Origin of the sequence: Duganella alba (assembly GCF_009674495.1) — a bacterium.
GTDB classification, from domain to species: domain Bacteria; phylum Pseudomonadota; class Gammaproteobacteria; order Burkholderiales; family Burkholderiaceae_D; genus Rugamonas; species Rugamonas alba.
This window is the reverse complement of sequence record NZ_WKJN01000009.1, coordinates 127,355-152,594: the sequence shown is the minus strand read 5'-3', so window position 1 is coordinate 152,594 and position 25,240 is coordinate 127,355. Positions and strand designations below refer to the sequence as shown.

Here is a 25,240-nt window from a genome sequence, read left to right as displayed (position 1 = left end):
ACGGATTTCTAATTATTTTTGGCTTTTCTGAACAACAGGCAAAACGTGGTGCTGGCGCCCGGCTGGCTGTCCACTGAAATTTTACCGCCATGCAAATCCACGATGGCGCGGACGATGGACAGGCCCAGCCCGGCCGAATGGGCCTGGTCGGAGCGCGCCTCGTCGGCCCGGTAGTAGCGGTCGAAGATGTGCGGCAGGTGTTCGGGCGCGATGCCGGGGCCGGTGTTGCAGACCGCCAGTTCCACGCCCTCCGCCACCTCGCGCGCCGACAGCCGCACCGAACCGCCCGGCGGCGTGTAGCGGATGGCGTTCGACATCAGGTTGTTGATGGCACGCTGCAACAGCACCGGATCGATGTCGGCCCGCAGCGGCGCGGCGTCCACGGTCAGGCGCACGCCGACATCGTCGGCCAGGATCTCGAAATAGTCGTGGATGCGCTGCAATTCGACTTGCAGGTCCAGCGATTCGCGCCGCAGCGCCAGCTGGGCGTTGTCGACCCGCGCCAGGAACAACGTGTTTTCGATCATGCGCGCCAGCCGTTCGTACTCTTCCGAGTTGGACGCCAGCAGCGCCTGGTATTCCTCCACCGTGCGCGGCCGCGACAGCGCCACCTGGGTTTCCACCATCAGCGTGTTGACCGGCGTGCGCATGTCGTGCGCCAGGTCGGCGGCGAAGCCGGACAGGCGCTGCACGCCGTCCTCCAGCCGGTCCAGCATGGCGTTGAAGGCGCCGCCCATTTGCCGCAGCTCCACCGGCGCATCCTGCACCGACAGCCGCGTATTCAGGCGATTGGTATTGATTTCGTCGGCCTTGGCGATCACCGAGCGGAACTGGCGCATGCTGTAGCGCACCACCGCGTAGCCGAGCGCCGTCGCCAGCAAGGCGCCACCACACAGCGCCACCAGCAGGTCGACCACGTAGTCACGCAGCAGTCTTAGGCGATCGGAGCGCTCGCGCGCCAGCGTGATCTGCACCGGCTCGGCGCCGGAGCGGCCGTCGTCCAGCAGCGCGGCGGCGCGCACCATGCGGCCGATGCCGCTGGCCGGCTGCCAGTCGTGGATGTCGTCCAGCGTCAGTTGGCGCTTGGCCGGCACGCTGTCCACCTGCGGCAGCGGGCGCGAAGTCATAGAGGTTTGCAACAGCGGCTTGCCGTCCGCCGCGTTCACCCGCAGCATGAAGTCGTTATGGCCGAACAGGGTGTCGGTCAGCAGCCGGGCGTTCTGTTCGATGGCGACGTCCGACGGCAGCGCGGCGATCACGCGCCGCAACTGGTCCACCTTGGCGATCAGCTCGACGTCGTCGCGGCTGGCCATTTGCCGCTGCAGGGTGTGGTACAGATAGGCGCCCACCGCCAGGAAAGTGGTCACGGCCACCGCCGACAGCAGCAGCGCCACGCGCAGGGTCAGCGACAGCGGGCGGCGCTTCATGCGCGTTCTTCCAGCAGATAGCCCATGCCGCGCACGGTCTGCACCAGCTTGAGCGGATACGGGTCGTCAACCTTGGCGCGCAGGCGGCGGATCGCCACGTCGACCACGTTAGTGTCGGAATCGAAGTTCATGTCCCACACCATGGAGGCGATCTGGGTGCGCGACAGCACTTCGCCCTGGCGCTTGGCCAGCAGGTGCAGCAGCGCGAATTCCTTGGCGGTCAATTCGATGCGCTGGCCGGCGCGCGTGACGCGGCGGCGCAGCACGTCGATTTCCAGGTCGGCCACGCGGATGACTTCCGCCTCGCGCACCGGGCCGCGGCGCAGCAGCGTCTTGACGCGGGCCAGCAGTTCGGCGAAGGCGAATGGTTTGACCAGGTAATCGTCGGCGCCCAGTTCCAGGCCCTTGACGCGGTCGATCACGTCGTCGCGGGCGGTGAGGAACAGGACTGGCGTTTCCTTGCGTTCGCGCAGCTTGCTGAGGACGGTCCAGCCGTCCATTTGCGGCAGCATCACGTCGAGCACGATCAGTTCGTAGTCGTGCTCCAGCGCCAGAGACAAGCCGTCGACGCCGTTGCGCGCGAGGTCGGCCACGTAGCCGGATTCGTGCAGGCCTTTGACCAGATAGTCGCCGGCTTTCGGTTCGTCTTCAATGATTAGTATTTTCATGGTGCATCTATTGTCGGCTTTTTTCGTGACGCGGTGGAAATTGCAACTCTATGATCACCTTTTGACCCGCACTGCCAGGTGGGGTCTGACCCCGTACGGGGTCAGACCCCTAAGTGGTACGGCATGCGTATCGCTTAAGGTTGCGGGGTTTACTTTGCGGCTTCGAGAATCAGATTGGCAATCTCATCCGCATGCGAGATCATCGACAAATGGCTGGACGCCAGCTCAATCGTCTTGGCCCCCATGCGCTTGGCCAGGAAACGCTCCAGGTCCGGCGACGTCGTCCGGTCATTGGTCGACACCGCATAATAGGTCGGCTTGACCTTCCACGCCGCCTGCGTGGTGCGGGCGCTGAACAGCGTCTGCGAGATGCGGCCTTGACCGGCGTACAACACGCGGGCTTTCGCCGGGTCCAGATCACCGCCAAAATCGCGCACAAACGCCTCTTCGCTCAACTGCGCAAAACCATCCGGCGACTTCACCAGCCCGGCGCTGGCAGGCGGCGCCGGGAACTTGGCGGCCAGGGCGCCGTAGTCCTCGCCCGCGTCCGGCGCGCGCGCCGCCACGTACACCAACGCCTTGACCTTCGGATCGGTGCCGGTCTCGCTGATCACCGTGCCGGCCCACGAATGGCCCACCAGAACCGTCGGTCCATCCTGCAACGCCAGCACGCGGCGGGTGGCTTCAGCGTCGTCCGCGAGCGACGTCAGCGGATTTTGCACAGATGTGACATGCTTACCTGCTTTTTGCAAACGCGCGATGACGTCGTTCCAGCACGATCCGTCGGCATATGCGCCATGCACAAGCACGATATTATTGATTTCCGCCGAGGCGGCGCCGGAAAACAGGGCGGCGAACGCGCCGGCAAGTAACAGCTTTTTCATGGTGAGTTCCTGGTGAGTGAGAGTGATCCCAGTATAGAAATCCCGCGCTGACGACAACATGACGCCCAGATTACAAACAGATTACATTCCACTAGATACAGGCTGATACATGCCAGAAACAATTCTTAAGGCAACTATAACGATTAAAACGATAAAATTATTCACTAATGTAGCAAAAGTCAGTAATTTCGCTGCACTACAGCATCCGCATCACCTCGGCATTGATTAGCCTGGCTCATAAGGTCATGCGATTCCGCCGCATTATTCAAAATGCTGCACCGCGCTATATTGTCCGGTCAGTCTGTCCCTGGGGGTAATTTTGTGTTAATTGATATCGTCCGCGTGGCGCTTCGGCGTCCCTATACATTTGTGGTCATGGCCTTGCTGCTGCTGATCGCCGGTCCGCTGGCGGCTTTGCGCACGCCGACCGACATTTTCCCCGACATCAAGATCCCTGTGATCGCGGTGGCGTGGCAGTACACCGGCCAGCCGCCGGACCAGATGGCGGGCCGCGTGTCCACCCTGTTCCAGCGCGCGCTGACCACCACCGTCAACGACATCGAGCACATCGAAGCGAACACCTTCACCGGCGTGTCCATCGTGAAGATCTTCTTCCAGCCCGGCGTCAACGTGGCGGTGGCGAATGCCCAGGTGACGGCGATCTCGCAGGCGCTGCTCAAGCAGATGCCGGCCGGTATCACGCCGCCGCTGATCATCAACTACAACGCCGCCACCGTGCCTATTCTCCAGGTGGCGCTGTCCGGCAAGGGCCTGTCGGAACAGCAGCTGTCCGACCTTGGCACCAATACGGTGCGGACGCCGCTGGTCAGCGTACCCGGCGCGGCGATTCCTCTGCCTTATGGTGGTAAACAGCGTCAGGTGCAGATCGACGTCGATCCGGCCCTGCTGCAAGCCCGCGGCCTGTCGGCGCAGGACATTGCCAACGCGCTGGCGGCACAGAACGTGCTGACCCCGGTCGGCACGCAGAAAATCGACTCGCTCGAATACACCATCCAGCTCAACAGCGCGCCATCGGCCATCGCCGACCTGGCGCGTTTGCCGGTCAAAGTGGTCAACGGCGCCACCATCTACCTGGGCGACATCGCCAACGTCCACGACGGCAACGCGCCGCAGACCAACGTGGTGCACGTCGACGGCAGCCGCTCGGTGCTGATGTCGGTGCTGAAGAACGGTTCGGCCTCGACCCTGGCCATCGTCGACGGCATCCGCTCGAAAATCGATACGCTGAAAGTGGGCTGGCCGGAAGCGCTGAAAGTCACGCCGATCAATGACCAGTCCGTGTTCGTGCGCGCCGCCATCAAGGGCGTGGCGTCGGAAGGCGTGATCGCCGCCGCGCTGACCAGCCTGATGATCCTGCTGTTCCTTGGCAGCTGGCGTTCGACCATCATCATCGCCGTCTCGATCCCGCTGTCGATTCTCGGCTCGATCGTCGCCCTGGCGGCCATCGGCGAATCGCTGAACCTGATGACCCTCGGCGGCCTGGCGCTGGCCGTGGGTATCCTGGTCGATGATGCGACCGTGACCATCGAAAACATCAACTGGCACCTGGAACAGGGCAAGTCGGTGGAAAACGCGATTCTGGACGGCGCCGCGCAGATCGTCACGCCGGCCTTCGTCTCGCTGCTGTGTATCTGTATCGTGTTCGTGCCGATGTTCTTCCTCGACGGCGTGTCGCGCTTCCTGTTCGTGCCGATGGCCGAAGCGGTGATCTTCGCGATGATCTGCTCGTTCATCCTGTCGCGTACCCTGGTGCCGACCATGGCCAACTACCTGCTGAAACCGCACGACACCGGCGAGGGCCATGCCCACGCCCACGGCGGCCACGGTTCGCCGGCGCCATCGAGCAATCCGCTGGTGCGCTTCCAGCGCGCCTTCGAAGCGCGTTTCGAGAGCGTGCGCGCCGGCTACATGGGCATCCTGGAATCGGCCATCGGCAACCGTCCGAAGTTCGTGATCGGCTTCCTGGTGGTGGTGCTGGCTTCGTTCGTGCTGGTGCCTTTCCTGGGCAGTAACTTCTTCCCGTCGGTCGACTCCGGCCAGGTGCTGATCCACGTGCGCGTGCCGGTCGGCACCCGGATCGAGGAAACCGCCGCCCGCTTCGCCCGCATCGACCAGGCCATCCGCCGCGTCATTCCGGCCAAGGAAATCGTCACCATGACCGACAACATCGGCATGCCGGCCAGCTCGATCAACATGGTGTACAACAACACCGGCATGATGGGCACGCAGGACGGCGACTTCCAGATCGCGCTCGGCGAAGAGCACGAGCCGACCGCCGACTACGTGCGCAAGCTGCGCAAGGTGCTGCCGGAAGAATTCCCGGACACCACCTTCTCGTTCCCGCCCGCCGACATCGTCGGCCAGATTCTGAACTTCGGTTCGCCGGCGCCGATCGACGTGCAGATCCGCGGCGCGAAAATCGACGACAACTACGCTTACGCCGACAAGCTGCTGAAACGTATCCGCGCCATCCCTGGCGTGGCCGACGCCCGCATCCAGCAGTCCAACAAGGCGCCGGTGTTCAACGTCGACGTCGACCGCAGCCAGGCGCAGCAACTGGGCCTGACCACGCGCGACGTCACCAACAGCATGGTGGTCAACCTGGCCGGCTCCTCGCAGGTGGCGCCGACCTTCTGGCTGAATCCGGCCAACGGCGTCAGCTACCCGATCGTCATGCAGACGCCGCAACCGCAGCTCGATTCGCTGTCGGCGCTGGCCAACCTGCCGGTCGGTAACGGCGCCAACACCAGCGGCACCACGCTGGGCGGCGTCGCCCGCTTCCAGCGCGGCACCGCCTCGGCGCTGGTCAGCCAGTACGACATCGCGCCGATGGTGCAGATCTACGCCACCACCCAGGACCGCGACCTCGGCGCCGTCTCCAAGGACATCAACAAGATCCTGGAAGAGACCAAGGCCGAACTGCCGAAAGGGTCAACCGTCCAGATGCTGGGCCAGGTGAAAACCATGGACCGCGCCTTCTCCGGCCTGCTGTTCGGCCTGCTGGGCGCCGTGGTGCTGATCTACTTCCTGATCGTGGTCAACTTCCAGTCGTGGCTGGACCCGGCCGTGATCGTCTCGGCGCTGCCGGCCGCGCTGGCCGGTATCGTCTGGATGCTGTTCGCCACCAACACCACACTGTCGGTGCCGGCGCTGACCGGCGCTATCATGTGCATGGGCGTGGCCACCGCCAACTCGGTGCTGGTGATCTCGTTCGCCCGTGAACGCCTGGACGAACTGGGCGACGCCACCGCCGCCGCGCTGGAAGCCGGCTCGGTCCGCTTCCGTCCGGTGCTGATGACGGCGCTGTCGATGATTATCGGTATGTTGCCGATGGCCCTGGGCCTGGGCGACGGCGGCGAGCAGAATGCGCCGCTGGGCCGCGCCGTGATCGGTGGCCTGATCTTCGCGACCACCGCGACGCTGCTGTTCGTGCCGGTGGTGTTCAGCATCGTCCACAAGAAACACGCGCCGGGAACCAAGTCTTCCCCGCAACCTCATAACGACCAACCTATTTCCGGAGCACCTGTCCATGCAAACTAAAACTTCTCGTATGGGTCACAAGCCGCTGGCCCTGGGTCTGATCGTCCTCGCCGCCGCGCTGGTCGCGGCCGGGGTGCTCAGCCGCCGTTCGGTGGCCGAACAAGTCAAGGAAGCCAGCACGCCGGTGGTGCCGGCGGTCAGCATCCTGCCGGCCGGCCAGATGGCCGGCGCGCCGATCGACCTGTCGGCCCGCATCGAACCCTGGGCGCGCGCGCCGATCTACGCCCGCGTCAGCGGCTACCTGAAAAGCTGGAACGTCGACATCGGCGCGCCGGTGAAATCCGGCCAGACGCTGGCCGACATTGAAACGCCGGATCTCGACCAGCAGCTGCTGCAAGCCAAAGCCGAACTGGCCACCGCGCGCAGCAACCTGACGCTGGCCGCCAGCACCGCCAAGCGCTGGCAGGGCCTGCTGACGGCGGACGCCGTCTCGCACCAGGAAGCCGACGAGAAAGCCGGCGACCTGGCGGCCAAGCAGTCGGCCGTCAACGCCATGCAGGCCAACGTCGACCGCGTGCAGGCGCTGCAGCGCTACACCCGCCTGGTGGCGCCGTTCGACGGCGTGGTCACCGCGCGCAACACCGACGTCGGCGCGCTGATCAACGTCGGCGGCACCCCGGGCAGCGAGCTGTTCGTGGTGTCCGACATCAGCCGCCTGCGCGTCTACGTCAACGTGCCGCAGCGCCAGGTGGCCGCCATCAAGGTCGGCGACAAGGCCGAGCTGACGGTGCCTGAACGTCCGGGCAAGACCTTCACCGCCACCGTGCAGTCGCTGTCGCAGGCCATCAACGCCAGCTCCGGCGCCATGCTGATCCAGCTGACCGTGCAGAACGACAGCCGCGAACTGCTGCCGGGCGGCTACGCCTCGATCCACTTCGACGCGCCGCAGTCCACCGCCTCGCTGAGCATTCCGCCGAGCGCGCTGATCTTCAACAAGGCCGGCACGCAAGTGGCGACCCTGGGCAAGGACAACCACGTGGTGGTGAAACAGATCACCGTCGGCCGCGACCTCGGCAATGTGGTGGAAGTCGCTTCCGGTCTGGACAAAGGCGACCAGGTCATCGCCAATCCGCCGGACGGCGTCGCCACCGGCGACGTGGTCCGCGTGGCTGCCGCAACCGCTAACGCCAAGGCCAAGCCGTGAAGATCCTCTACGCCACTACCCTCGCCCTGGCCCTCGCCGCGTGCGCCGAGGCACCGGTCCAGGCGCCGCCAGCGGTGCCGATGGCCGACAGCTTCCGCGACGTGCCGGCCGGCTGGACCGCCGCCAACGACAAGGCGCCGATGCTGCCCGCCGACTGGTGGAAGATGTACGCCGATCCGCAACTCGACCAGCTGCAACAGCAGCTGATCGACAACAGCCCCGACCTGGCCAGCGCGCTGGCGCGCTACCGCCAGGCGCAGGCCGCCACCGGCGTGCTGCGCTCGGCGCAGTCGCCGACGCTGGGCGCCTCGCTCAACGGCCAGCGCATCCGCCAGTCGGACCTCAAGCCGCTGCGCGGCGCCACCTCGCCGCCTGAATACAACAGCGGCACGTTGGAGTTCGATCTCGGCTACGAAGTCGACCTGTGGGGCCGCATCAGCAAGCAGGTCAGCGCCGGCGTGGCGCAGGAACGCGCCGCCAACGCCGACCTGGCCGCGGCGCGCCTGTCGCTGCAAACCCAGTTGGCCGACACGCTGCTGGCCCTGCGCGGCGCCGACGCCGATCTCAAGCTGCTGCGCGAGACCGAAGTCGCCTACAAGCGCCAGGCCGACCTGATCACCCAGCGCCACAACGGCGGCACCGCCTCCGGCCTGGACCTGGCGCGCGCCGAAACGCAGCTCGAATCGACCCGCTCGCAGCTGCGCCAGCGCCAGGCGCAGCGCAACGTGCAGGAACACGCGATCGCCGCGCTGGTCGGCGCCAACGCCGCCAACTTCGCCGTCGCGCCGCTGGACAGCAATGCCTTCGTCACGCCGGTGGTGCCGGTAGGGCTGCCGTCGCAGCTGCTGCAGCGCCGTCCCGACATCGCCGCCGCCGCGCTGCGCGTGGCCGCCGCCAGCGACCAGCTGGGCGTGGCGCGCACCGCGCTGTTCCCGTCGCTGACCCTGAACGCGGCTGCCGGCTACCAGTCCAGCGACTTCGACAAGTTTGCCCGTGCCTCCAACCTGTTCTGGGCGGTCGGTCCGACCCTGGCGGTCAGTCTGCTCGACGGCGGCCGCCGCAAGGCGCAGATCGCCGGCGCCGAAGCGCAGCTGGATGAAGCGGGCCAGCGCTACCGTTCGGTGGTACTGACCGCCTTCCAGCAGGTGTCGGACCAGCTGTCGCTGCTGACCAACTATGACGAAGCAGCCAAGTCCGACCACCTGGCCGCCACCGCCGCCAAGCGCGCGCTGGACCTGGCGCAGAAGCGTTACGACGAAGGCGCGGCCAGCTATCTGGAAGTGGTGACGGCGCAGACGGCCTACCTGCAGTCGGCGCGCAGCGAACTGGACCTGACCACCCGCTACCGCCAGGCCGGCGTGCAGCTGGTCAAGGCCATCGGCGGCGGCTGGACCGCAGGCTAAAGGACTCTGGCAACCGGGACAGGCAGGATCGGCCTCGTGGCGCTACAATGGCTGAGTCAAAGACTAACCAAGGAGCGACACGATGGCTAAAGCAATCAAGATCGATATCGGCCTGACCGATAAAAGCCGCGCGAAAATCGCGGCTGGCCTGTCCGGCCTGCTGGCCGACAGCTACACGCTGTACCTGATGACCCACAACTTCCACTGGAACGTCAAGGGTCCGATGTTCAACTCGCTGCACCAGATGTTCATGACGCAGTACACCGAACAATGGACCGCGCTGGACCAGATCGCCGAACGCATCCGCGCGCTCGGCTATCCGGCGCCCGGTACCTACGCCCAGTTCTCGAAGCTGGCGACGATCAAGGAAGTGGAAGGCGTGCCGGTCGCGCTGGACATGGTGCGCCACCTGGTGGCCGCGCAGGAAGCCACCGCCCGCACCGCCCGCAAGCTGCTGCCGGTGGTCGACGAGTGCGACGACCAGCCGACCGCCGACCTGCTGACCCAGCGCCTGGACGTGCACGAGAAAACCGCGTGGATGCTGCGCAGCCTGCTGGAAGAATAAACGTCATCAAATAAAAAGGGCCGCAAGGCCCTTTTTATTTAGAACTCTTCCCATTCCTGACTGTCGGCAGCCGGCGCCTTGCGTGTCGCCGTAGCGGCGGCCGGCTTGGCGGCCGGTCTCGGCGCCTTCAGCGCCGGCCTGCGCGTTGCCGGTGCCGCCGGCGCCGGACGGGCTGCGGTGCGCACCGGCGCCGACGCGGTTTTGCGGGCGGCGATGTTGCCGCCTTCGACCTGGAACACCGACACCATCTCGGCCAGCTTGACCGCCTGCTCCTGCATCGCCTGCGAGGCGGCGGCCGCCTGCTCCACCAGCGCCGCGTTCTGCTGCGTCACGGTATCCATCTCCGCCACGGCGGTGTTGATCTGCTCGATGCCCACTTCCTGTTCGCGGCCGGCCGAACTGATCTCGCTGATGATGTCGGTCACGCGCCTCACGCTGGTGACGATCTCCTCCATCGTGGTGCCGGCCTCGTTGACCAGCGCGCTGCCGCTGCCCACCTTCTCCACCGAATCGGTGATCAGCGCCTTGATGTCCTTGGCCGCCGCCGCCGAGCGCTGCGCCAGGTTGCGCACCTCGGTGGCGACCACCGCGAAGCCGCGTCCCTGCTCGCCCGCGCGCGCCGCCTCGACGGCCGCGTTCAGCGCCAGGATATTCGTCTGAAAAGCGATGCCATCGATCACGCCGATGATGTCGGCGATCTTGTCGGACGATTGGGTGATCGAGCCCATGGTGTCGATCACCCGCGTGACCAGCTCGCCACCCTTGACGGCGATGTCGGACGCCGACGACGCCAGCGTGTTGGCCTGGCGCGCATTGTCGGAATTCTGGCGCACGGTCGAGGTCAGTTCCTCCAGCGACGACGCGGTCTCTTCCAGGCTGGCGGCCTGCTGCTCGGTGCGGCGCGACAGGTCCAGGTTGCCGGCGGCGATTTCGCTGCTGGCGGTGGCGATGGCATCGCTGCCCTCGCGCACGCTGCGCACCGTGCCGGCCAGCCGTTCCTGCATCTGCGCCAGGCCTTCCATCATCTCGCCCATCTCATCCTTGCGGCCGAGCTGGATGTGGTTCGACAGGTTGCCATGCGCCATGGCCTGGAAGTAGCCGATGGCCTGGTTCAGCGGTGCCATCACCGCGCGCAGCAGCAGCATGCCGGACACGCCGGCCAGCAGGATGCCGATCACGATGGCGGCGATCGCCAGCGCCATGTTGCGCTGGTAGGCGGCCTGGCTGGCGTTGTACTGCTCGGCAGTGGAATCCAGCTGGTAGGTGGTCAGCTTTTCCGAACTCTCGGTGTACAGGCGGAACAGGCGCGTGACCTCGCTCAGCATCATGCGCTCGATTTCCGGCTTGTTCTTGTCGTTGATGGCCTTGATCGCCACCAGCAGGCCATCCTTGACCAGCGCCTCGCGCTGCGCGGCGACCTTGTCGGCCAGCGCCTTTTCGCCCTCGCCGAACGGCAGCGCATAGTAGCTCTTCCAGAACTTCTCGCTGGCGTCGATGAAGTCCTGCGAACGCTTCAGCGTCTCCGGCACGTTGGCCGCGTCCGGCGCCATGGCGACGCGGTCGAGCGACAGGCGCGCGCGGTCGATCTGGATCTGCGCTTCATAAATGGCCTTCATCGAGACCATGGAGTTGCTGTACACATCCTTCAGCACGTTGTTGGAGGTATGCAGCGTCTGGATGCCGCGGACGCCGATAAAAATGATGAGCAGTCCCAGCAGCGTCATGGTGCCGATGAGCCGGGTGCGAATAGTCAGGTTAGCAAACATGCTTATCTCCAATAGGAAAATCGATAGCGGCCCTATGGGCTCATAGTAGTGCGACGAGATGTCGGACACGGCAGGGGTGAGGCCGTATTGATGCACGCCAGGCAGGAGGTGGCATGACGGCAGGGGAAGAGTGCCATCAGCTTAGCGGATTACTTTCCCTATAACAAGGAATATCCAGCGGGCGTACTCCTGCGCGCAACAGCGGCTGGCGCACCGCAGCATCGAAAGTGGTTGACTTCGACAGACGATGCTTTATGCTTACTGCATCGTTACAGTAAATCGATACAGTAGCGATCGCAGCAGTTCGCCGTATGTTCCATCAATATTTTTTTTCCCGAGTTACTGTAACGATACAGTAAATCGTTGCAGTATCAAGATGATAAATATAAGATAACGGAGACTATGATGACTGGACCAAAAACGCCCGGCGCCCCGCGCTGCCGCCTGACCCCGATTGCTTCCGCCGTGGCCCTGGCCCTGCTGGGCGCCCTGCCCGCGCACGCCCAGCAAGCCGGCGACGCCGCCGCCGCGCCGGAACAGCTGAAGCTGGAATCGGTGGTGGTGACCGCCAACCGCCGCGTCGAACGGCTGGAAGACGTGCCGGCCTCGATCTCGGTGCTGAGCGAGGAAGCCATGCAGCGTAACAATGTGCGCGAACTGGTCGACATCATCAACCTGTCGCCGGCGCTGTCGGTGTCGGTCGGCACCCAGGTCGGCACCAACAGCATCAATATGCGCGGCATCGGCACCACCTCGAACAACCTCGGCATCGAGGGCGACGTCGCCATCCTGGTCGACGACATTCCGTATTCGCAGACCCAGCAGGCGTTCAAGGACATGACCGACATGGCCCGCGTCGAAGTGCTGAAAGGCCCGCAAAGCACGCTGTTCGGCAAGAGCGCGATCGCCGGCGCGGTGGTGATGACCACCAAGCCGATCGGCGCCGGCCCGATGCAGACCCGTGTCAGCGTCTACGACACCAGCGACCACGAATACCGCGTCGCCGCCTCGCTCAGCGGCCGCCTGACCGACACCTTCGGCATGCGCCTATACGCCAGCAAGACCAACTTCCCCGGCATGCTGCACAACCTGACCAACGACAGCATGCAGAACGGCTCCGGCGCCAAGACCTTCATGGCCAAGCTGCAATGGAAACTGTCGAACGACCTGGACGTGCTGATCACGCCGCGCTTCGACCACTCGCTGGCCACCGGCAACACCGCCGCCATCACCTCGATCGGCGACGGCGTCGGCTACCTGTACAACAAGAACTACACGGCGCTGTCCAACACCGCCGTGCTGCGCGGCATCCACGTCAGCCAGTGGAACCGCGAGATCCGCAACGACTCGCCGACCGGCCTGGAAGCGACCGACCGCGCGCTGGGCGTGCGCGTCAACTACGCCTTCCCGGAGAGCTCGCCGCTGGCCGGCCATTCGCTGACCTCGATCACCTCGGTGGACAACAACCTGTCCAACGACTTCCGCGACAACGACAACATCGACCTGATTTCGACCTTTTACCAGGTCAATGCGGCCGGCAAGCCGTCCGGCATCGCCGACGCCCCGATGATCAACGGCACGCTGGAAAGCAAGACCTCGACTCAGGAGTTCCGCCTGACCTCGCCGGACAGCGGCAACTTCCGCTACCTGGTCGGCCTCTGGGCGGCGCGCAACACGCTGTACCGCACCTATTTGCGCGGCAACGCCTTCGTCAAGGAAACCAACTACACCAACTACGACACCAACTCGGGCAGCCTGACGCACGCGATCTACGCCAACACCAACTGGGATTTCGCGCCGAAGCAGAGCTTGAGCGCCGGCCTGCGCTACAACCACGAGGCCAACGATTACTCGTTCCACACCATCGACAGCCTGTCGTCGACCGCCGCCAACAATGTGCACACCGGCGAGAACCTGTACGTGGCGCCGCAGAACAAGGAAAACGCCGTCACCGGCAAGCTCGGCTACACCTATCACCTGAACGACGAGATGATGATGTACGGCACCGCCTCCACCGGCCACAAGGGCGTGGCCTACGACATGACCAGCGGCGCCAACAACGTCAACGTGTTCGCCCACCTGCCGCTGGCGCCGGAAAAAGCCACCAGCTTCGAAGCCGGCTTCAAGGCCAACCTGTGGAACAACCGCGCGACCTTGAACGCGGCCATCTTCCAGACCCGCTTCCGCGACTACCAGACCTCGGCCACCGAGCGCTTCACCGACGGCAGCCAGGCCAGCGTGCTGTACAGCATTCCGTCGCTGCAGACGCGCGGCTTCGAGGCCGACGCCACCGTGCTGGCCACCCGCGCGCTGCTGCTCAATGCCAGCATGGCCTACACCCGCGCCGTGGTGCGCGACTGGACCCAGGGTCCGTGCTACAGCGGCGCCACCGACTGCACCATCCCCAACCTGCTGGTGCCCGGTTCCTTCCTGCGCGACGCCAGCGGCGGCATGATGCCCAACGCGCCGAAATGGAAGGCCAGCATGGGCGGCGAGTACACGCTGCCGGCGGTGTCGTGGATGCCCTACGTGGCGGCGATCAACGCCCAGTGGCGCACCCAGGCCAAGGTGCAGGGCGCGATCAGCCAAGACCCGTCGCTGCAACGGCCCGGCTATGGCATCTTCGACCTCGGCGCCTCGATCAAGGACGCCAAGGGTAAATATAAATTGTCGTTCGGCGTCAAAAACCTGTTCGACCACCATTATGCTGTCGGCAATGTCGGCACCTTCCTGAACTTCAAGAAGGCCGCCGGCGGCTCCGACATCAGATCATACGGCTGGCAACCCGCCCGCGACGCGTTCCGCTACACCTCGATCCGCCTGGACGTGGCGTTCTGAGCGCATAACACTCAACAAGGAAATCATGAGCGAACCAAAAATTCAGGATGTAGCGAGACTGGCCGGCGTATCGACCACCAGCATCTCGAATTTTCTGAACAACCGCATGGAGCAGATGCGGCCCGACACCCAGCGCAAGATCCAGCAGGCGATCGAGCAGCTGGGCTACCGGCCCAACAACGCCGCCCGCCAGCTGAAGACCGGCGTCGCCTCCATGGTGGGACTGCTGGTGCCGTCGCTGGCCAATCAGTTCTTCGGTTCGCTGGCCTGTGCGGTGGAGACGGCCGCCGCGCGCCACCACTGCCACGTGATGACCTTCAGCACCTTCCGCGATCCGGAGCGTGAACGGGCCGTGATGGCCGACCTGCTGGCCTACGGCGCGCAGGGCATCATCACCGGCTCGGCGCTGAACGACACCGACCACCTGGTGGCGATGACGGCGCGCTGCCCGGTGGTGGCGTTCGACATCAAACGTTCCGATGACAGCCACGAACGCATTACCACCATCTCGGTCGACAACGTGGCGGCCACCACCAAGGCGGTGGAGCATCTGGTGGCGCTGGGCCACCGTTCCATCGCGCTGGTGACGCCGCCACCGTTCACGCTGAACCGCCAGGACCGCGTGAAAGGCTTCCAGCAGGCGACGGCGGCGGCCGGCGTCAGCGGCGAACTGGTGATCGCCGACGCCACCGACGCACCGACCGACCTGCACGGCGACACCCAGCTGTTTGAACTGGGACGCAGCGCGGCGGCGCGCCTGCTGTCGGCCGCCAGCAAGCCGACCGCCGCCATCGCCATCAACGACATGATGGCGATCGGCATCGGCATCGGCCTGAAACAACTGGGCAAGCGGCTGCCGCAGGATTTCTCGCTGATCGGCATCGACGATATTTTCTTCTCCGCCGCCAACGACCCGCCGCTTACCACGCTGCGCCAGCCGATTCAGGCCATGGCCGACGCGGCGGTGCAACGCATCCTCGCGCCGAACACGGCGACGGCGGGCGGCGAGCTGTTCGCGCCGGAACTGATCGTACGGGCGTCCACCGCGGCGCCACCCAAGTAGTCCACTCAACCATTGATCTGAAAGAGCATAGCCATGGAACTTATCGGAAAACGCGCACTTGTAATGGGCGGCGCCTCGGGCATCGGCAAGGCCAGCTCGCTGGCATTGGCACAGGCCGGCGCCGACGTCGTGCTGACCTACTGGAGCAGCGCCGACGAAGCGGCGGACGTGGTGGCGCAAATCCGCGCCCTCGGCCGCAACGCCCAGGCCATCAAGGCCGACCTGACCGATGACAAGATCGCCGAACAGGTCTTTGCCGAAGCGGAAGGCGCCATCGGCGAGATCGACATCCTGTTCGCCAACATCGGCGGCCTGATCCAGCGCTGCCGCGTGTCGGAAATGCCGCTGACCTTGTGGAACGAGGCGTTGAACCTGAACCTCACCACCACCTTCCTGATCAGCCAGGCGGCGCTGAAGCGCATGGAGCCGCGCGGCCGTGGCGCCATCATCACCATGTCGTCGCTGGCGGCGTTCGATGGCGGCGGTCCTGGTTCGGCGCATTACGCGGCATCCAAGGCGGCGATTGCCACCTTCACCCGCGCGCTGGCCAAGGAAGTCGGCCCGCTGGGCATCCGCGTCAACGGCGTCTCGCCGGGCCTGATCGCCACCCGCTTCCACGACACCTTCAACACGCCGGCCAACCGCCAGGCCATCGCCGAACGCACGCCGGCCCGCCGCGAAGGCACGCCGGAAGACGTCGCCAACGTGGTGGTGTTCCTGGCGTCCGAACGCGCCGCTTTCCTGGCCGGCGAAATCATCCAGGTCAACGGCGGCCTTGGCCTCTACTGATTCCCTTCCGGAGCCATCGATGAATCAAACCTTCACACGGCGCCGTTTCCTTGGCGCTGCGGCCCTCTCCTTGCCTGCGTTTTCGCTGACCAGCGCGCTGGCGCAGGATGCGCGCGAGTCGCTGGGCACCATGCAGGGCAAAGTGACCGGCGGCCCGCATCCGCTGGAAACGCTGATGAAAGCGCATCCGGCGGCGCTGCGTCCCGAATTGCGCGGCGTGCACCCGCGCGTCTACACCACCAAGGCCGGCCTCGATGACCTGCGCCAGCGCGCCAGGGGCAGCCAGCGCGCCGAATGGCAAAAAGGCCTTGCCGGCCTGATCGCCATGCGCGAAGCACCCGCCGCCGCACCGGCGCAGAAGCGCCGCGCGCAGAACAACACCGCCATCGGCATCGTCGGCGCGGCGCTGGCCTACCAGATCGAAGGCGACGCCAAGTACCTGGAAGCGGCCAAACGCTACATGGACGCGGCGGTCAGCTACGAAGTCTGGGGCTACACCTTCAGCAAGCCGGACATCGACCTCGCCGCCGGCCACCTGCTGTACGGCCTGGGCGCCGGCTACGACCTGCTGTACGACGCGCTGACCGAGGAAGAACGCAAGCGCTACCGCGACAAACTGATACGCCAGGCCGGCATCCTTGCGAAGCACTTCTCGCCGAAGCCGGGCAAATCGTACTCGTACAGTCAGAACCACTGCTTCATCCCGATCGCTGGTCTCGCCGTGGCTGCCTATGCGGTGTGGGACGACACGCCGGAAGCGGCGCAATGGGCGGCGCTATCGCGCGCCATCTTCACCCGCGTGCTGGAAGTGGCCTCGCCGGACGGTTACTTCTACGAAGGCGTGGAATACTGGATCTTCTCCATGCCGTGGATCATCCACGCGCTGGACGCCTTCGCCCACGCCGCCGGCGACGACCTGTACGACACGCCGGCATTGAGCAAGGCGCACCTGTACATCGCCCACTCGATCACGCCGAACGGCCAGGACATCTACGACTTCGGCGATGCCTTCGAAGGCCCGATCACCCGTTCCCGCGTCGGCGAGGAACCGGCGCGCACGCATCCCGGCGGCAAGCTCAATTCCAACTATAACCTGCTGTACCGCCTGGCCGCGCGCTTCAAGAATCCCGAAGCGCAAGGCGTGGCGGACTGGATGGCCTCGCTAGGCCACGTCTGCGCCGAGGATTTCTGGACCCTGCTGTGGCGCGATCCCGCGCTGAAATCGTCGCCGATGTCGGCCATGACGCCGCACCACCATTTCGACGACCTCGGCACGGTCTACTGGCGCAGCGACTGGACGACCAAGGCCACCGCCTTCGCCTTCCGCGCCGGCCCGCCGGAAGGCCACCACGTGGCGCACGTGATCGACAAGCTGCCGGACTGGCACCTGGAAATGGGCCATTCGCATCCCGACGCGGGCAGCTTCATCCTGTTCGGCGGCGGCAGCTATCTGACCGGGCCGATGGGCTACGCCGGCATCCCGAAAAGCAACCTGAGCAACACGCTGCTGATCGACGACCAGGGCCAGGCCAACGAAGGCGGCGGCCATGACGCCTTCCGCGACTATCCGTATGCGCGGCTGGACAGCATCCGCATCGCCAGCGCCAAACTGGAACGCGACCGCGCCGGCATCGTCGCCGAACTGGCCGGCGCCTATCGTCCGGAACTGGGCGTGGAAAAACTGGAACGCCGCTTCAGCTACGCACGCGGCGTCTGGACCGTCACCGACACGTTGCGCGCCAGCAAGCCGGTGGTGCTGACGGCGCAGGTGCATGGCGACCGCGCCATCACCCAGACCGGCGCACAAAGCTTCGTCGTGCCCGGCCAGCCGGCATCGCTGAAAGTGGACGTCGCCACCGCCGGCGCCAAAGCCGTCATCGCACCGGGCATCGTGGTAGCGGCCGGCCCGCCGGGCAACGTCGACAAGGGGCCGAAGGAAGAACGTGGCTCCGTGCTGCGCCTGTCCCTGCCGGCCAGCAAGGCCGCCACGCTGACCACCACACTGAAGTTCTAAGGAGCCGCACGCATGCAGATACCCGATGTAGTCACCATGGGCGAAGCGATGGCCTTGATGATCGCCCGCCAGCCCGGCCTGCTGGAGGAGGTGCGCGAATTCGAGCGCGCCACCGCCGGCGCCGAGCTGAATGTGGCGGTGGGACTGAGCCGGCTGGGCTTCAAGGTCGGCTACATCAGCAGCCTGGGGCAGGACAGCCTGGGCCGGCATCTGCGCGCGTTCATGGCGGCCGAGGGCCTGGACCTGCGCCATCTGCGCACGGACGAGCGCTATCCGACCGGCTTCATGCTCAAGCAGATGGTGGCCGACGGCAGCGATCCGCAGGTGGAGTATTTCCGGCGCGGTTCGGCCGCCAGCCATTTGTCGCCGGACGATATGCCGGCGCCGGGCAGCGAATTCCAGCAGGCGCGTCTGCTGCACCTGACGGGGATTTCGCCAGCGCTGTCGATCGGCTGCGGCGAGCTGGCGTTCGCGCTGGCGCGGCAGGCGCGCGCGGATGGAAGGCTGGTCAGCTTCGATCCCAACCTGCGGCCGCGCCTGTGGCCGTCTCAGGCGGAGATGATCGCCACCATCAATGCGCTGGCCAGCCAGGCGGACATCGTCATGCCCGGCCTCGCGGAAGGACGCTTGCTCACTGGCTGCGAGGATGCCGCCGGCATCGCCGAGTGGTATCTGGAACGCGGCGCGCGCCATGTGGTCGTCAAACTGGGACCGGACGGCGCCTACGCCGCCAGTGCACATGGCGGCTACGCCAACGGCAGCAGTCAAGAGCAGGACGGCCGCTCGGGCAGCGGAAGCGGCACGGATGGGAGGCGTGGCTGCATCGTCCCCGGCCTGCCGGTGCGCGAGGTGGTCGATACGGTCGGCGCCGGCGACGGCTTCGCGGTCGGCGTCATCAGCGGCCTGCTCGACGGCCTGCCGCTCAGCGAGGCCGCCGCGCGCGGCAACGCCATCGGCGCGCGCGTGGTGCAGTTCCGCGGCGACTGCGAAGGCCTGCCCACCCGCGACCAACTGGCTTTAGCCTGACACGCCTGCCCCACAAAAATAACGGAGACAAAGGCATGAAAACAATCAAAGGTTTGCGCTGGCTGGTCATTACACTGGTCGCCATCGCCACCATCATCAACTACATCGACCGCTCGGCGCTGGCGGTGATGTGGCCGGGCATCGCGGCCGATCTCGGCATGGACAAGCGCGACTACGCCAACATCATCACCGTGTTCCTGATCGGCTACGCGGTCGGCCAGTCGCTGTTCGGCAAACTGTTCGACGCGCTCGGCACGCGCATCGGCTTTCTGCTGTCGATCGTGGTCTGGTCCGGCGCCATCGCCCTGCACTTCGTGGCGCGTTCGGCGCTGTCGTTCAGCCTGTTCAGGATCATGCTGGGCGTGGGCGAAGCGGGCAACTGGCCGGGCGCCACCAAGGCCATTGCCGAATGGTTTCCGGTGCGCGAACGGGCACTGGGGCAAGGCATCTTCGGCGCCGGCGCCTCGCTCGGCTCGGTCATCGCGCCGCCGCTCGTGGCTTTCCTGTACGCCTATGTCGGCTGGAAAACCACCTTCATCCTGATCGGCAGCCTGGGCTTCATCTGGATCGTGCCATGGCTGATCGTCTACAAATCCGGCCCTGGCACGCATCCGTGGATCAGCGAAGACGAACGCCAGTACATCCTGCACGGCCAGCAACAGACCGTGCAAACCGTGCAGGATGAATACGTGCCGACGCTGGGCCAGCTGCTGCGCCATCGCCAGAGCTGGAGCGTGATCGCTGCGCGCTTCTTCATCGATCCGGTGTGGTGGCTGTTCGTCAGCTGGCTGCCACTGTACCTCAACGAGAAATTCCACTTCGACGTCAAGCAGATCGGCATGTTCGCCTGGGTGCCGTATGTCGGCGCGGCGGCCGGCGCGCTGTCCGGCGGCTGGCTGTGCGGCAGCCTGCTGGAACGCGGCTGGTCGGTCGACCGCGCCCGCAAACTGGTGATCGCCATCGGCCTGCTGCTGATGCTGCCTGCCCTGCTGCTCAGTGCCGCCGCGCAGACGCCGCTGCTGGCCGTGCTGGCCATCGGCGTGATCCTGTTCGGCTTCCAGGCCGCCATCACCAACATCCAGACCCTGCCCAGCGACTTCTTCTCGGGAAAAACGGTAGGCTCGCTGGCGGGACTGAGCGGTACGTCGGCGGTGCTGGGCGTGATCATCTGCATGCAACTGGTGCCGGAACTGACCACCGGCGGCAACTACACCCCGTTCTTCATACTTGGCGCGCTGCTGCTGCCATTGGTATTTTTGTCCATCTGGCTGGGCGGCGCCGTGGTGCGCGTGCAGCCGAAAAACTAAACAGGAGATCACCATGAATTTCTGCAAAAGCCTGCTGCTGGCCCTGCTGCTGACCAGCAGCCAGCTCACCGCATACGCCGCCGGCCCCAAGCTCAGCGCCTCGGAAGCATTCGAGAAAAAGGACGACGGCACCTTCCTGAAAAAGCACGAGGCCATTCTCGCGCGCGGCAAGAGCGGCCCGGTCGGCCTGCTGTTCCTCGGCGATTCCATCACCGAGCGCTGGAAGATTGCGCCGCATATCTGGGAGGCCTACTACGGCAAGTACCAGCCGGCCAACTTCGGCATCGGCGGCGACCGCACGCAGAACGTCATCTGGCGCATTGAACATGGCGAGCTGGATGGCATCTCGCCCAAGGTCACGGTGCTGATGCTGGGCACCAATAACAGCCTTGACTACACGGCAGAGGAAATCGCCGCCGCTGACCGCAAGATCGTCGACATGATCCGCGCCAAGCTGCCGCAGACCAAGATTTTGCTGCTGGGCGTGTTCCCACGCGGACCGCGCGATCCGAAAGGCGCACCGGTGACCGAAGCCGGCGTGACCGAAGCGGCCAAGCGCATGCAGACCATCGACGCCATCAATGTCGACCTGGCCAAGCTGGACGACGGCAAGACCGTCCGCTTCCTCAACATCAACCACGTGTTCCTGGGCCAGGACGGCCGCATTCCGAACACGCTGATGCCGGACCAACTGCACCCCGGCGCCGCCGGCTACCAGCTGTGGGCCGACGCCATGCAGCCCCTGCTTGAAAGCATGCTGAAATGAGGGCCGCCTTCCCCGCCGCCCTGACGCTGCTGGCCGCCATCATGCTGCCGGCCGCCGCGCAAACATCGCAGGCCACGCTGGAAAAGCTGTTCACGCTGGAAGGCAACACGCCATATCCCTCGCCATATGCAGGCACGCTGAACTTCAGCGCGCTGACATCGAAATACGATTCCGGCCACGGCCACGGCTACCGCAACGAACTGAAAGTGGCCGACAAGCTGCGCCTCAGCGCCGCGCAAACGCACGAGCACTTCGCCGCACGCGTCACGCCAACGTTGCCGGCCGGCGCCAAGACCATCGTCGCCCAATACCATGTGGAAGGCCTGGACACCATCCTCAAGGTCTACGTGCAGGACACGGCCGACAAGCAAGGCCTGGACGGCAAGGCCGGCAACGGCGTATTCGACATCCTGGTGCGCATCCTCGGCACCGACGGCAAGGAAGTGACAACCGCGCTGGGCACGGTGCGTTCGGGCGAAGGCTTCGACCTGGACATCGCCTTCAACGCCGGCGAAGCGCTGGTCACGGCGCGCACGGCCAGCGGCGAGATCAAGACGCAGCGCACCCGCATCAAAGGCGACGACCGCAAGATCTACTTCAAGTTCGGCGACTACCTGCAGGCGCTCGATCCCGACACCGGCAAGCACACCATCGAGCCCGCCAAGTGGGACCAGTATTACCGACTGAATCACATCGACGGCAGCCAAATCAGCTTCAGCCACACCATTTTTGAACGCAACGGAGCGCAGCCATGACCACCACCGTATCCGCCGAAACGCTGGCGACCCTGAAGACCATCGCCACCTCGACGCTGACCACGCTGCTGTTCAAGCGCGGCTTCCGCAATGTCTTCATCCAGGGCGCGCGGCCGCTGAAGACCGGTCAGCGGCTGGCCGGCCCGGCCTTCACGCTGCGCTATATCCCCGCGCGTGAAGATCTCGACGGCATTGACGCCTTTCTCGATCCGCGCCACCCGCAGCGCGTGGCGGTGGAGGAAATTCCGCCCGGCGCGGTGCTGGTGATGGATTGCCGGGGCGACGTGTCGGTGGCGTCGGCCGGCAGCATCCTGGCCACGCGCATGCAGATGCGCGGCGTGGCCGGCATCGTCACCGATGGCGGCCTGCGCGACGCCAGCGGCATCGCCAAGCTGGAGATTCCGGCCTGGTGCTCCGGCCCATCCGCGCCGACCAATTTGATCCGCCATCACGCGCTGGATATCAACGCACCGATCGGCTGCGGCGACGTGCCGGTTTATCCCGGCGACATCATGGTGGGCGACGACGACGGCGTGGTCTGCATCCCTGCCCACCTGGCCGACGAAATCGCCCGCGACGCGGTGCCGATGGAGCGCTACGAGGACTTCGTGCTCGAACAGGTGCGCGGCGGCGCCAGCATCATCGGCCTGTATCCGCTGACCAAGCCGGAAAACCGCGCGCTGTTCGAGAGCTGGCTGGCCGCAAAATAACGCTTTAAATCGCGTTCAGCGCCTGCACCGTGGCGGCGTCGAGCTGCAACGCGCCTGCCGCGACGTTTTCGCGCAGGTGCGTCACCGACGAGGTGCCGGGAATCACCAGCATGTTCGGCGAACGTTGCAGCAGCCAGGCCAGCGCCACCTGCATCGGCGTGGCGTGCAGCGCGGCGGCGGTCTGCGTCAGCACCTCCGATTGCAGCGGCGAGAAGCCGCCCAGCGGGAAGAACGGCACGTAGGCGATGCCTTGCGCGGCCAGCGTGTCGATCAGCGCATCGTCTTTGCGGTGCGCCAGGTTGTAGTGGTTCTGCACGCAGACGATGTCGGTGATCTGCTGCGCTTCGGCGACCTGTTCCGCGTTGACGTTGCTCAGGCCAATGTGGCGTATCAGGCCTTCTTCTTTCAGGCGCAGCATGGCCTTCAAAGGTTCGGCGATCGACGAACCATCCGCACCTTCCAGTCCCGGCGCGCGGTAGTTGACCACGTCCAGCACATCCAGTCCCAGGTTGCGCAGGTTGTCGTGGACGGCGGAGCGCAGCTCTTCCGCCGATGCCGCCGGCAGCCACGACTGGTCTTCACCACGGCGGAAGCCGATCTTGGTGACGATGGTCAGGTCGTCGCGGTAAGGATGCAGCGCTTCGCGGATGATCTGGTTGGTAACGTGCGGGCCGTAGAAATCCGAGGTGTCGATGTGGTTGATGCCCAGTTCCATTGCGGCGCGCAGCACGGCCACGGCGGCGGCGCGGTCTTTCGGCGGCCCCCAGACGTGCGGGCCGGCCAGTTGCATCGCGCCGTAGCCGATGCGGTTCAGTTGCAGATCGGTGTTCCTGGGGGTGTAGTGCTTGCTCATGACAACTCCGTGTTGAGGAAAGATGAGCCATCATAGCCACAAGCATAGTGTGTGATAATCGGGTCAATCCCGCACAGGCTGTACGAAAATCCGCACAATGATGAATACGACTCCTTCCATGGCCGACCTGGCGACCTTCGCGCTGGTGGTCCAGCACCAGGGCTTCCGCCAGGCTGCGCGCGCCAGCGGCCAGTCCGCTTCCGCCTTGAGCGAGTCCATGCGCCGGCTGGAGAACCAGCTCGGCATCCGGCTGCTGGTGCGCACCACGCGCAGCGTGACGCCGACCGAGGCCGGCACCTTGCTGCTTGGCCGTTTGCGTCCGGCGCTGAACGAAGTGGCCAGCGCGCTCGATGTGCTGAACGACTTGCGCGACAGCCCGCGCGGTACATTGAAGCTGAATGTGCCGGTCAGCGCGGCGCGGTTTTTTCTTCAGGATATCGTCAACCGCTTCATGCAGGCGTATCCGGAAATTCTGGTGGAAATCGTGGTGGACAATAATTTCGTCGACGTGGTGGCCAGCGGTTGCGACGCCGGCGTGCGCTACGGCGAGCGGCTGGAACAGGACATGATCGCGGTGCCGATCGGGCCGCGCGTCGAGCGCTTCGCGGTGGCGGCGTCGCCCGACTACCTGAAGCGGCGCGGCACGCCGGCCCATCCGCGCGACCTGCTGGAACACGCCTGCATGCGCGGCCGCTTCCTCAGCGGCACCATCTATGCGTGGGAATTCGAACGCGACGGCCAGAAGCTCAGCCTGGAGCCGACCGGGCCGCTGATCGTCACGCCGACCGTGTCGGACCTGTCGATCAGCGCCGCCATCGCCGGCCACGGCATCATCTACCTGTTCGAAGAGTGGTTGAAGCCGTACATGACCTCCGGCCAGCTGCAGCCGATCCTGGAAGACTGGTGGCCGAGTTTCCCCGGCCCCTTCCTCTACTACTCCGGCCGCCGCCACCTGCCGGCGCCGTTACGCGCTTTCGTCGACTTCATTCAAGCCAGGAATTAATGGCCTTCGGCGGCGTTGAACATGGTCTTGGCGTAGATCAGGCCCAGGCCGTAGCCGCCGCCGTGGGCGATCGAGGTGGCCACGGTTTCGTTGTAGGTTTCGCTGCGGGCCCAGTCGCGTTGCAGTTCCAGCAGGTATTGCAGCGAGGTCATCGGGTGGGCGCCGGCCTGGATCATGCGGGCCACGGCGCGTTCGTGGGCTTCGTCGGAGACGTCGCCGCTGGCGTCGGTGATCACATACACTTCAAAACCCTGGTCCAGCGCCGACAGGGCCGGACCGACGATGCACACCGAGGTCCACAGGCCGGCCAGCACGATTTTATCCTTGCCGATGGCGTTGACGCGCTCGGCGATGCGCGGGTCTTCCCAGGTGTTCATCGAGGTGCGGTCGATTGCCACTTCGTTAGGAAACACTTCCTTGATTTCGTTGAAGATCGGGCCGGAGAACGATTTTTCCGCCACCGTGGTCAGGATCGTCGGCACCTTGAATTCTTTCGCCGCCTTGGCAACCAGCGCGACGTTGTTGCGCAGCTGAACCGGGTCGATCGATTTGGTGGCAAACGCCATCTGCGACTGGTGATCGATCATGATCAGGGTGTGGTTGGTTGGGCTGATCAGCGTTTTACCTGGTTGGGCGATGGCGGTTGGCATAATATTTTCTCCTAAGATATTCAATAATTTCGATTGGTTTTTCGCGGT

20 protein-coding genes are annotated in these 25,240 nt (G+C 65.2%); 14 read left to right on the top strand and 6 right to left on the bottom strand.

What is annotated here, in order from left to right; genetic code table 11:
- Positions 1 to 8: 8 nt before the first annotated feature.
- The 3 genes from GJ695_RS11580 to GJ695_RS11570 form a co-directional block, all read right to left on the bottom strand.
- On the bottom strand, positions 9 to 1,427 hold the full coding sequence (locus GJ695_RS11580; RefSeq protein WP_154364825.1) for a heavy metal sensor histidine kinase: 1,419 nt from the start codon (positions 1,425 to 1,427) through the stop codon (positions 9 to 11).
- Positions 1,424 to 2,095, bottom strand: coding sequence for a heavy metal response regulator transcription factor (locus GJ695_RS11575; protein WP_154364823.1), 672 nt, complete (start codon positions 2,093 to 2,095; stop codon positions 1,424 to 1,426). Before GJ695_RS11575 ends, GJ695_RS11580 begins: the two co-directional genes overlap by 4 nt.
- 149 nt (positions 2,096 to 2,244) lie before the next feature.
- Positions 2,245 to 2,979, bottom strand: a complete 735-nt coding sequence (locus GJ695_RS11570) for an alpha/beta fold hydrolase (RefSeq protein ID WP_154364821.1) — start codon at positions 2,977 to 2,979, stop codon at positions 2,245 to 2,247.
- A 375-nt stretch (positions 2,980 to 3,354) separates the two neighbouring features.
- Between GJ695_RS11570 and GJ695_RS11565 the strand changes: the two genes are divergently transcribed.
- The 4 genes from GJ695_RS11565 to GJ695_RS11550 all read left to right on the top strand — a co-directional run bounded on the left by GJ695_RS11565 (position 3,355) and on the right by GJ695_RS11550 (position 9,652).
- Positions 3,355 to 6,540 carry an efflux RND transporter permease subunit gene (locus tag GJ695_RS11565; RefSeq protein ID WP_229260413.1) on the top strand — a complete coding sequence of 1,062 codons (3,186 nt, stop codon included), beginning with the start codon at positions 3,355 to 3,357 and terminating at the stop codon, positions 6,538 to 6,540.
- Complete coding sequence (locus tag GJ695_RS11560; protein WP_154364818.1) at positions 6,530 to 7,684, top strand: efflux RND transporter periplasmic adaptor subunit; 1,155 nt, start codon at positions 6,530 to 6,532, stop codon at positions 7,682 to 7,684. The genes GJ695_RS11565 and GJ695_RS11560 overlap by 11 nt, the downstream gene beginning before the upstream one ends.
- Positions 7,681 to 9,087 (top strand): efflux transporter outer membrane subunit, encoded by a 1,407-nt coding sequence (locus GJ695_RS11555; RefSeq protein ID WP_371866518.1) that lies wholly within the window; start codon positions 7,681 to 7,683, stop codon positions 9,085 to 9,087. The genes GJ695_RS11560 and GJ695_RS11555 overlap by 4 nt, the downstream gene beginning before the upstream one ends.
- Before the next feature lie 82 nt (positions 9,088 to 9,169).
- Positions 9,170 to 9,652, top strand: coding sequence for a Dps family protein (locus GJ695_RS11550; RefSeq protein ID WP_154361171.1), 483 nt, complete (start codon positions 9,170 to 9,172; stop codon positions 9,650 to 9,652).
- 38 nt (positions 9,653 to 9,690) lie between these two features.
- Here GJ695_RS11550 and GJ695_RS30475 read toward each other — a convergent pair whose 3' ends face one another.
- The gene (locus GJ695_RS30475) at positions 9,691 to 11,418 is read right to left on the bottom strand and encodes a methyl-accepting chemotaxis protein (protein WP_208023385.1); all 1,728 of its coding nucleotides are present in this window, start codon (positions 11,416 to 11,418) and stop codon (positions 9,691 to 9,693) included.
- Positions 11,419 to 11,820: 402 nt separating this feature from the next.
- On the opposite strand from GJ695_RS30475, the gene GJ695_RS11540 reads away from it, so the two are divergent.
- The 9 genes from GJ695_RS11540 to GJ695_RS11500 are packed head-to-tail and all read left to right on the top strand — an operon-like array spanning position 11,821 to position 22,686.
- The gene (locus GJ695_RS11540) at positions 11,821 to 14,256 is read left to right on the top strand and encodes a TonB-dependent receptor (RefSeq protein ID WP_154364814.1); all 2,436 of its coding nucleotides are present in this window, start codon (positions 11,821 to 11,823) and stop codon (positions 14,254 to 14,256) included.
- 25 nt (positions 14,257 to 14,281) lie between these two features.
- Entirely contained in the window at positions 14,282 to 15,319 is a 1,038-nt protein-coding gene (locus tag GJ695_RS11535) for a LacI family DNA-binding transcriptional regulator (protein WP_154364812.1), read from the top strand.
- A gap of 33 nt (positions 15,320 to 15,352) precedes the next feature.
- On the top strand, positions 15,353 to 16,108 hold the full coding sequence (locus GJ695_RS11530; protein ID WP_110847021.1) for an SDR family NAD(P)-dependent oxidoreductase: 756 nt from the start codon (positions 15,353 to 15,355) through the stop codon (positions 16,106 to 16,108).
- 19 nt (positions 16,109 to 16,127) lie between these two features.
- On the top strand, positions 16,128 to 18,122 hold the full coding sequence (locus tag GJ695_RS11525; RefSeq protein WP_154364810.1) for a DUF4962 domain-containing protein: 1,995 nt from the start codon (positions 16,128 to 16,130) through the stop codon (positions 18,120 to 18,122).
- A gap of 12 nt (positions 18,123 to 18,134) precedes the next feature.
- Positions 18,135 to 19,148 carry a sugar kinase gene (locus GJ695_RS11520; RefSeq protein WP_154364808.1) on the top strand — a complete coding sequence of 338 codons (1,014 nt, stop codon included), beginning with the start codon at positions 18,135 to 18,137 and terminating at the stop codon, positions 19,146 to 19,148.
- Positions 19,149 to 19,183: 35 nt separating this feature from the next.
- Positions 19,184 to 20,455 (top strand): MFS transporter, encoded by a 1,272-nt coding sequence (locus tag GJ695_RS11515; RefSeq protein ID WP_154364806.1) that lies wholly within the window; start codon positions 19,184 to 19,186, stop codon positions 20,453 to 20,455.
- Between the two features lie 13 nt (positions 20,456 to 20,468).
- The gene (locus GJ695_RS11510) at positions 20,469 to 21,221 is read left to right on the top strand and encodes a GDSL-type esterase/lipase family protein (RefSeq protein WP_154364804.1); all 753 of its coding nucleotides are present in this window, start codon (positions 20,469 to 20,471) and stop codon (positions 21,219 to 21,221) included.
- Positions 21,218 to 21,976, top strand: coding sequence for a polysaccharide lyase family 7 protein (locus tag GJ695_RS11505; RefSeq protein ID WP_154364802.1), 759 nt, complete (start codon positions 21,218 to 21,220; stop codon positions 21,974 to 21,976). The genes GJ695_RS11510 and GJ695_RS11505 overlap by 4 nt, the downstream gene beginning before the upstream one ends.
- Complete coding sequence (locus tag GJ695_RS11500) at positions 21,973 to 22,686, top strand: ribonuclease activity regulator RraA (protein ID WP_154364800.1); 714 nt, start codon at positions 21,973 to 21,975, stop codon at positions 22,684 to 22,686. Before GJ695_RS11505 ends, GJ695_RS11500 begins: the two co-directional genes overlap by 4 nt.
- Before the next feature lie 4 nt (positions 22,687 to 22,690).
- Here the strand turns inward: GJ695_RS11500 and GJ695_RS11495 are convergent, their stop codons facing one another.
- Complete coding sequence (locus GJ695_RS11495; RefSeq protein ID WP_154364798.1) at positions 22,691 to 23,539, bottom strand: oxidoreductase; 849 nt, start codon at positions 23,537 to 23,539, stop codon at positions 22,691 to 22,693.
- Positions 23,540 to 23,636: 97 nt separating this feature from the next.
- On the opposite strand from GJ695_RS11495, the gene GJ695_RS11490 reads away from it, so the two are divergent.
- Entirely contained in the window at positions 23,637 to 24,542 is a 906-nt protein-coding gene (locus tag GJ695_RS11490; protein WP_229260412.1) for a LysR family transcriptional regulator, read from the top strand.
- On the opposite strand, the gene GJ695_RS11485 is transcribed toward GJ695_RS11490, so the two are convergent.
- Positions 24,539 to 25,192 (bottom strand): hydrolase, encoded by a 654-nt coding sequence (locus tag GJ695_RS11485; protein WP_154364796.1) that lies wholly within the window; start codon positions 25,190 to 25,192, stop codon positions 24,539 to 24,541. The genes GJ695_RS11490 and GJ695_RS11485 overlap by 4 nt on opposite strands.
- Positions 25,193 to 25,240 lie beyond the last annotated feature (48 nt).

Excerpts from the sequence above, each read along its gene's own strand:
- GJ695_RS11570 (WP_154364821.1), bottom strand. The coding sequence starts at position 2,979 with ATGAAAAAGCTGTTACTTGCCGGCGCGTTCGCCGCCCTGTTTTCCGGC.
- GJ695_RS11565 (WP_229260413.1), top strand. The coding sequence starts at position 3,355 with ATGGCCTTGCTGCTGCTGATCGCCGGTCCGCTGGCGGCTTTGCGCACG.
- GJ695_RS11500 (WP_154364800.1), top strand. The coding sequence starts at position 21,973 with ATGACCACCACCGTATCCGCCGAAACGCTGGCGACCCTGAAGACCATC.
- GJ695_RS11505 (WP_154364802.1), top strand. The coding sequence starts at position 21,218 with ATGAGGGCCGCCTTCCCCGCCGCCCTGACGCTGCTGGCCGCCATCATG.
- GJ695_RS11520 (WP_154364808.1), top strand. The coding sequence starts at position 18,135 with ATGCAGATACCCGATGTAGTCACCATGGGCGAAGCGATGGCCTTGATG.
- GJ695_RS11530 (WP_110847021.1), top strand. The coding sequence starts at position 15,353 with ATGGAACTTATCGGAAAACGCGCACTTGTAATGGGCGGCGCCTCGGGC.
- GJ695_RS11490 (WP_229260412.1), top strand. The coding sequence starts at position 23,637 with ATGATGAATACGACTCCTTCCATGGCCGACCTGGCGACCTTCGCGCTG.
- GJ695_RS11495 (WP_154364798.1), bottom strand. The coding sequence starts at position 23,539 with ATGAGCAAGCACTACACCCCCAGGAACACCGATCTGCAACTGAACCGC.
- GJ695_RS11560 (WP_154364818.1), top strand. The coding sequence starts at position 6,530 with ATGCAAACTAAAACTTCTCGTATGGGTCACAAGCCGCTGGCCCTGGGT.
- GJ695_RS11485 (WP_154364796.1), bottom strand. The coding sequence starts at position 25,192 with ATGCCAACCGCCATCGCCCAACCAGGTAAAACGCTGATCAGCCCAACC.
- GJ695_RS11575 (WP_154364823.1), bottom strand. The coding sequence starts at position 2,095 with ATGAAAATACTAATCATTGAAGACGAACCGAAAGCCGGCGACTATCTG.
- GJ695_RS11525 (WP_154364810.1), top strand. The coding sequence starts at position 16,128 with ATGAATCAAACCTTCACACGGCGCCGTTTCCTTGGCGCTGCGGCCCTC.
- GJ695_RS11540 (WP_154364814.1), top strand. The coding sequence starts at position 11,821 with ATGATGACTGGACCAAAAACGCCCGGCGCCCCGCGCTGCCGCCTGACC.
- GJ695_RS11550 (WP_154361171.1), top strand. The coding sequence starts at position 9,170 with ATGGCTAAAGCAATCAAGATCGATATCGGCCTGACCGATAAAAGCCGC.
- GJ695_RS11580 (WP_154364825.1), bottom strand. The coding sequence starts at position 1,427 with ATGAAGCGCCGCCCGCTGTCGCTGACCCTGCGCGTGGCGCTGCTGCTG.
- GJ695_RS30475 (WP_208023385.1), bottom strand. The coding sequence starts at position 11,418 with ATGTTTGCTAACCTGACTATTCGCACCCGGCTCATCGGCACCATGACG.
- GJ695_RS11535 (WP_154364812.1), top strand. The coding sequence starts at position 14,282 with ATGAGCGAACCAAAAATTCAGGATGTAGCGAGACTGGCCGGCGTATCG.
- GJ695_RS11510 (WP_154364804.1), top strand. The coding sequence starts at position 20,469 with ATGAATTTCTGCAAAAGCCTGCTGCTGGCCCTGCTGCTGACCAGCAGC.
- GJ695_RS11515 (WP_154364806.1), top strand. The coding sequence starts at position 19,184 with ATGAAAACAATCAAAGGTTTGCGCTGGCTGGTCATTACACTGGTCGCC.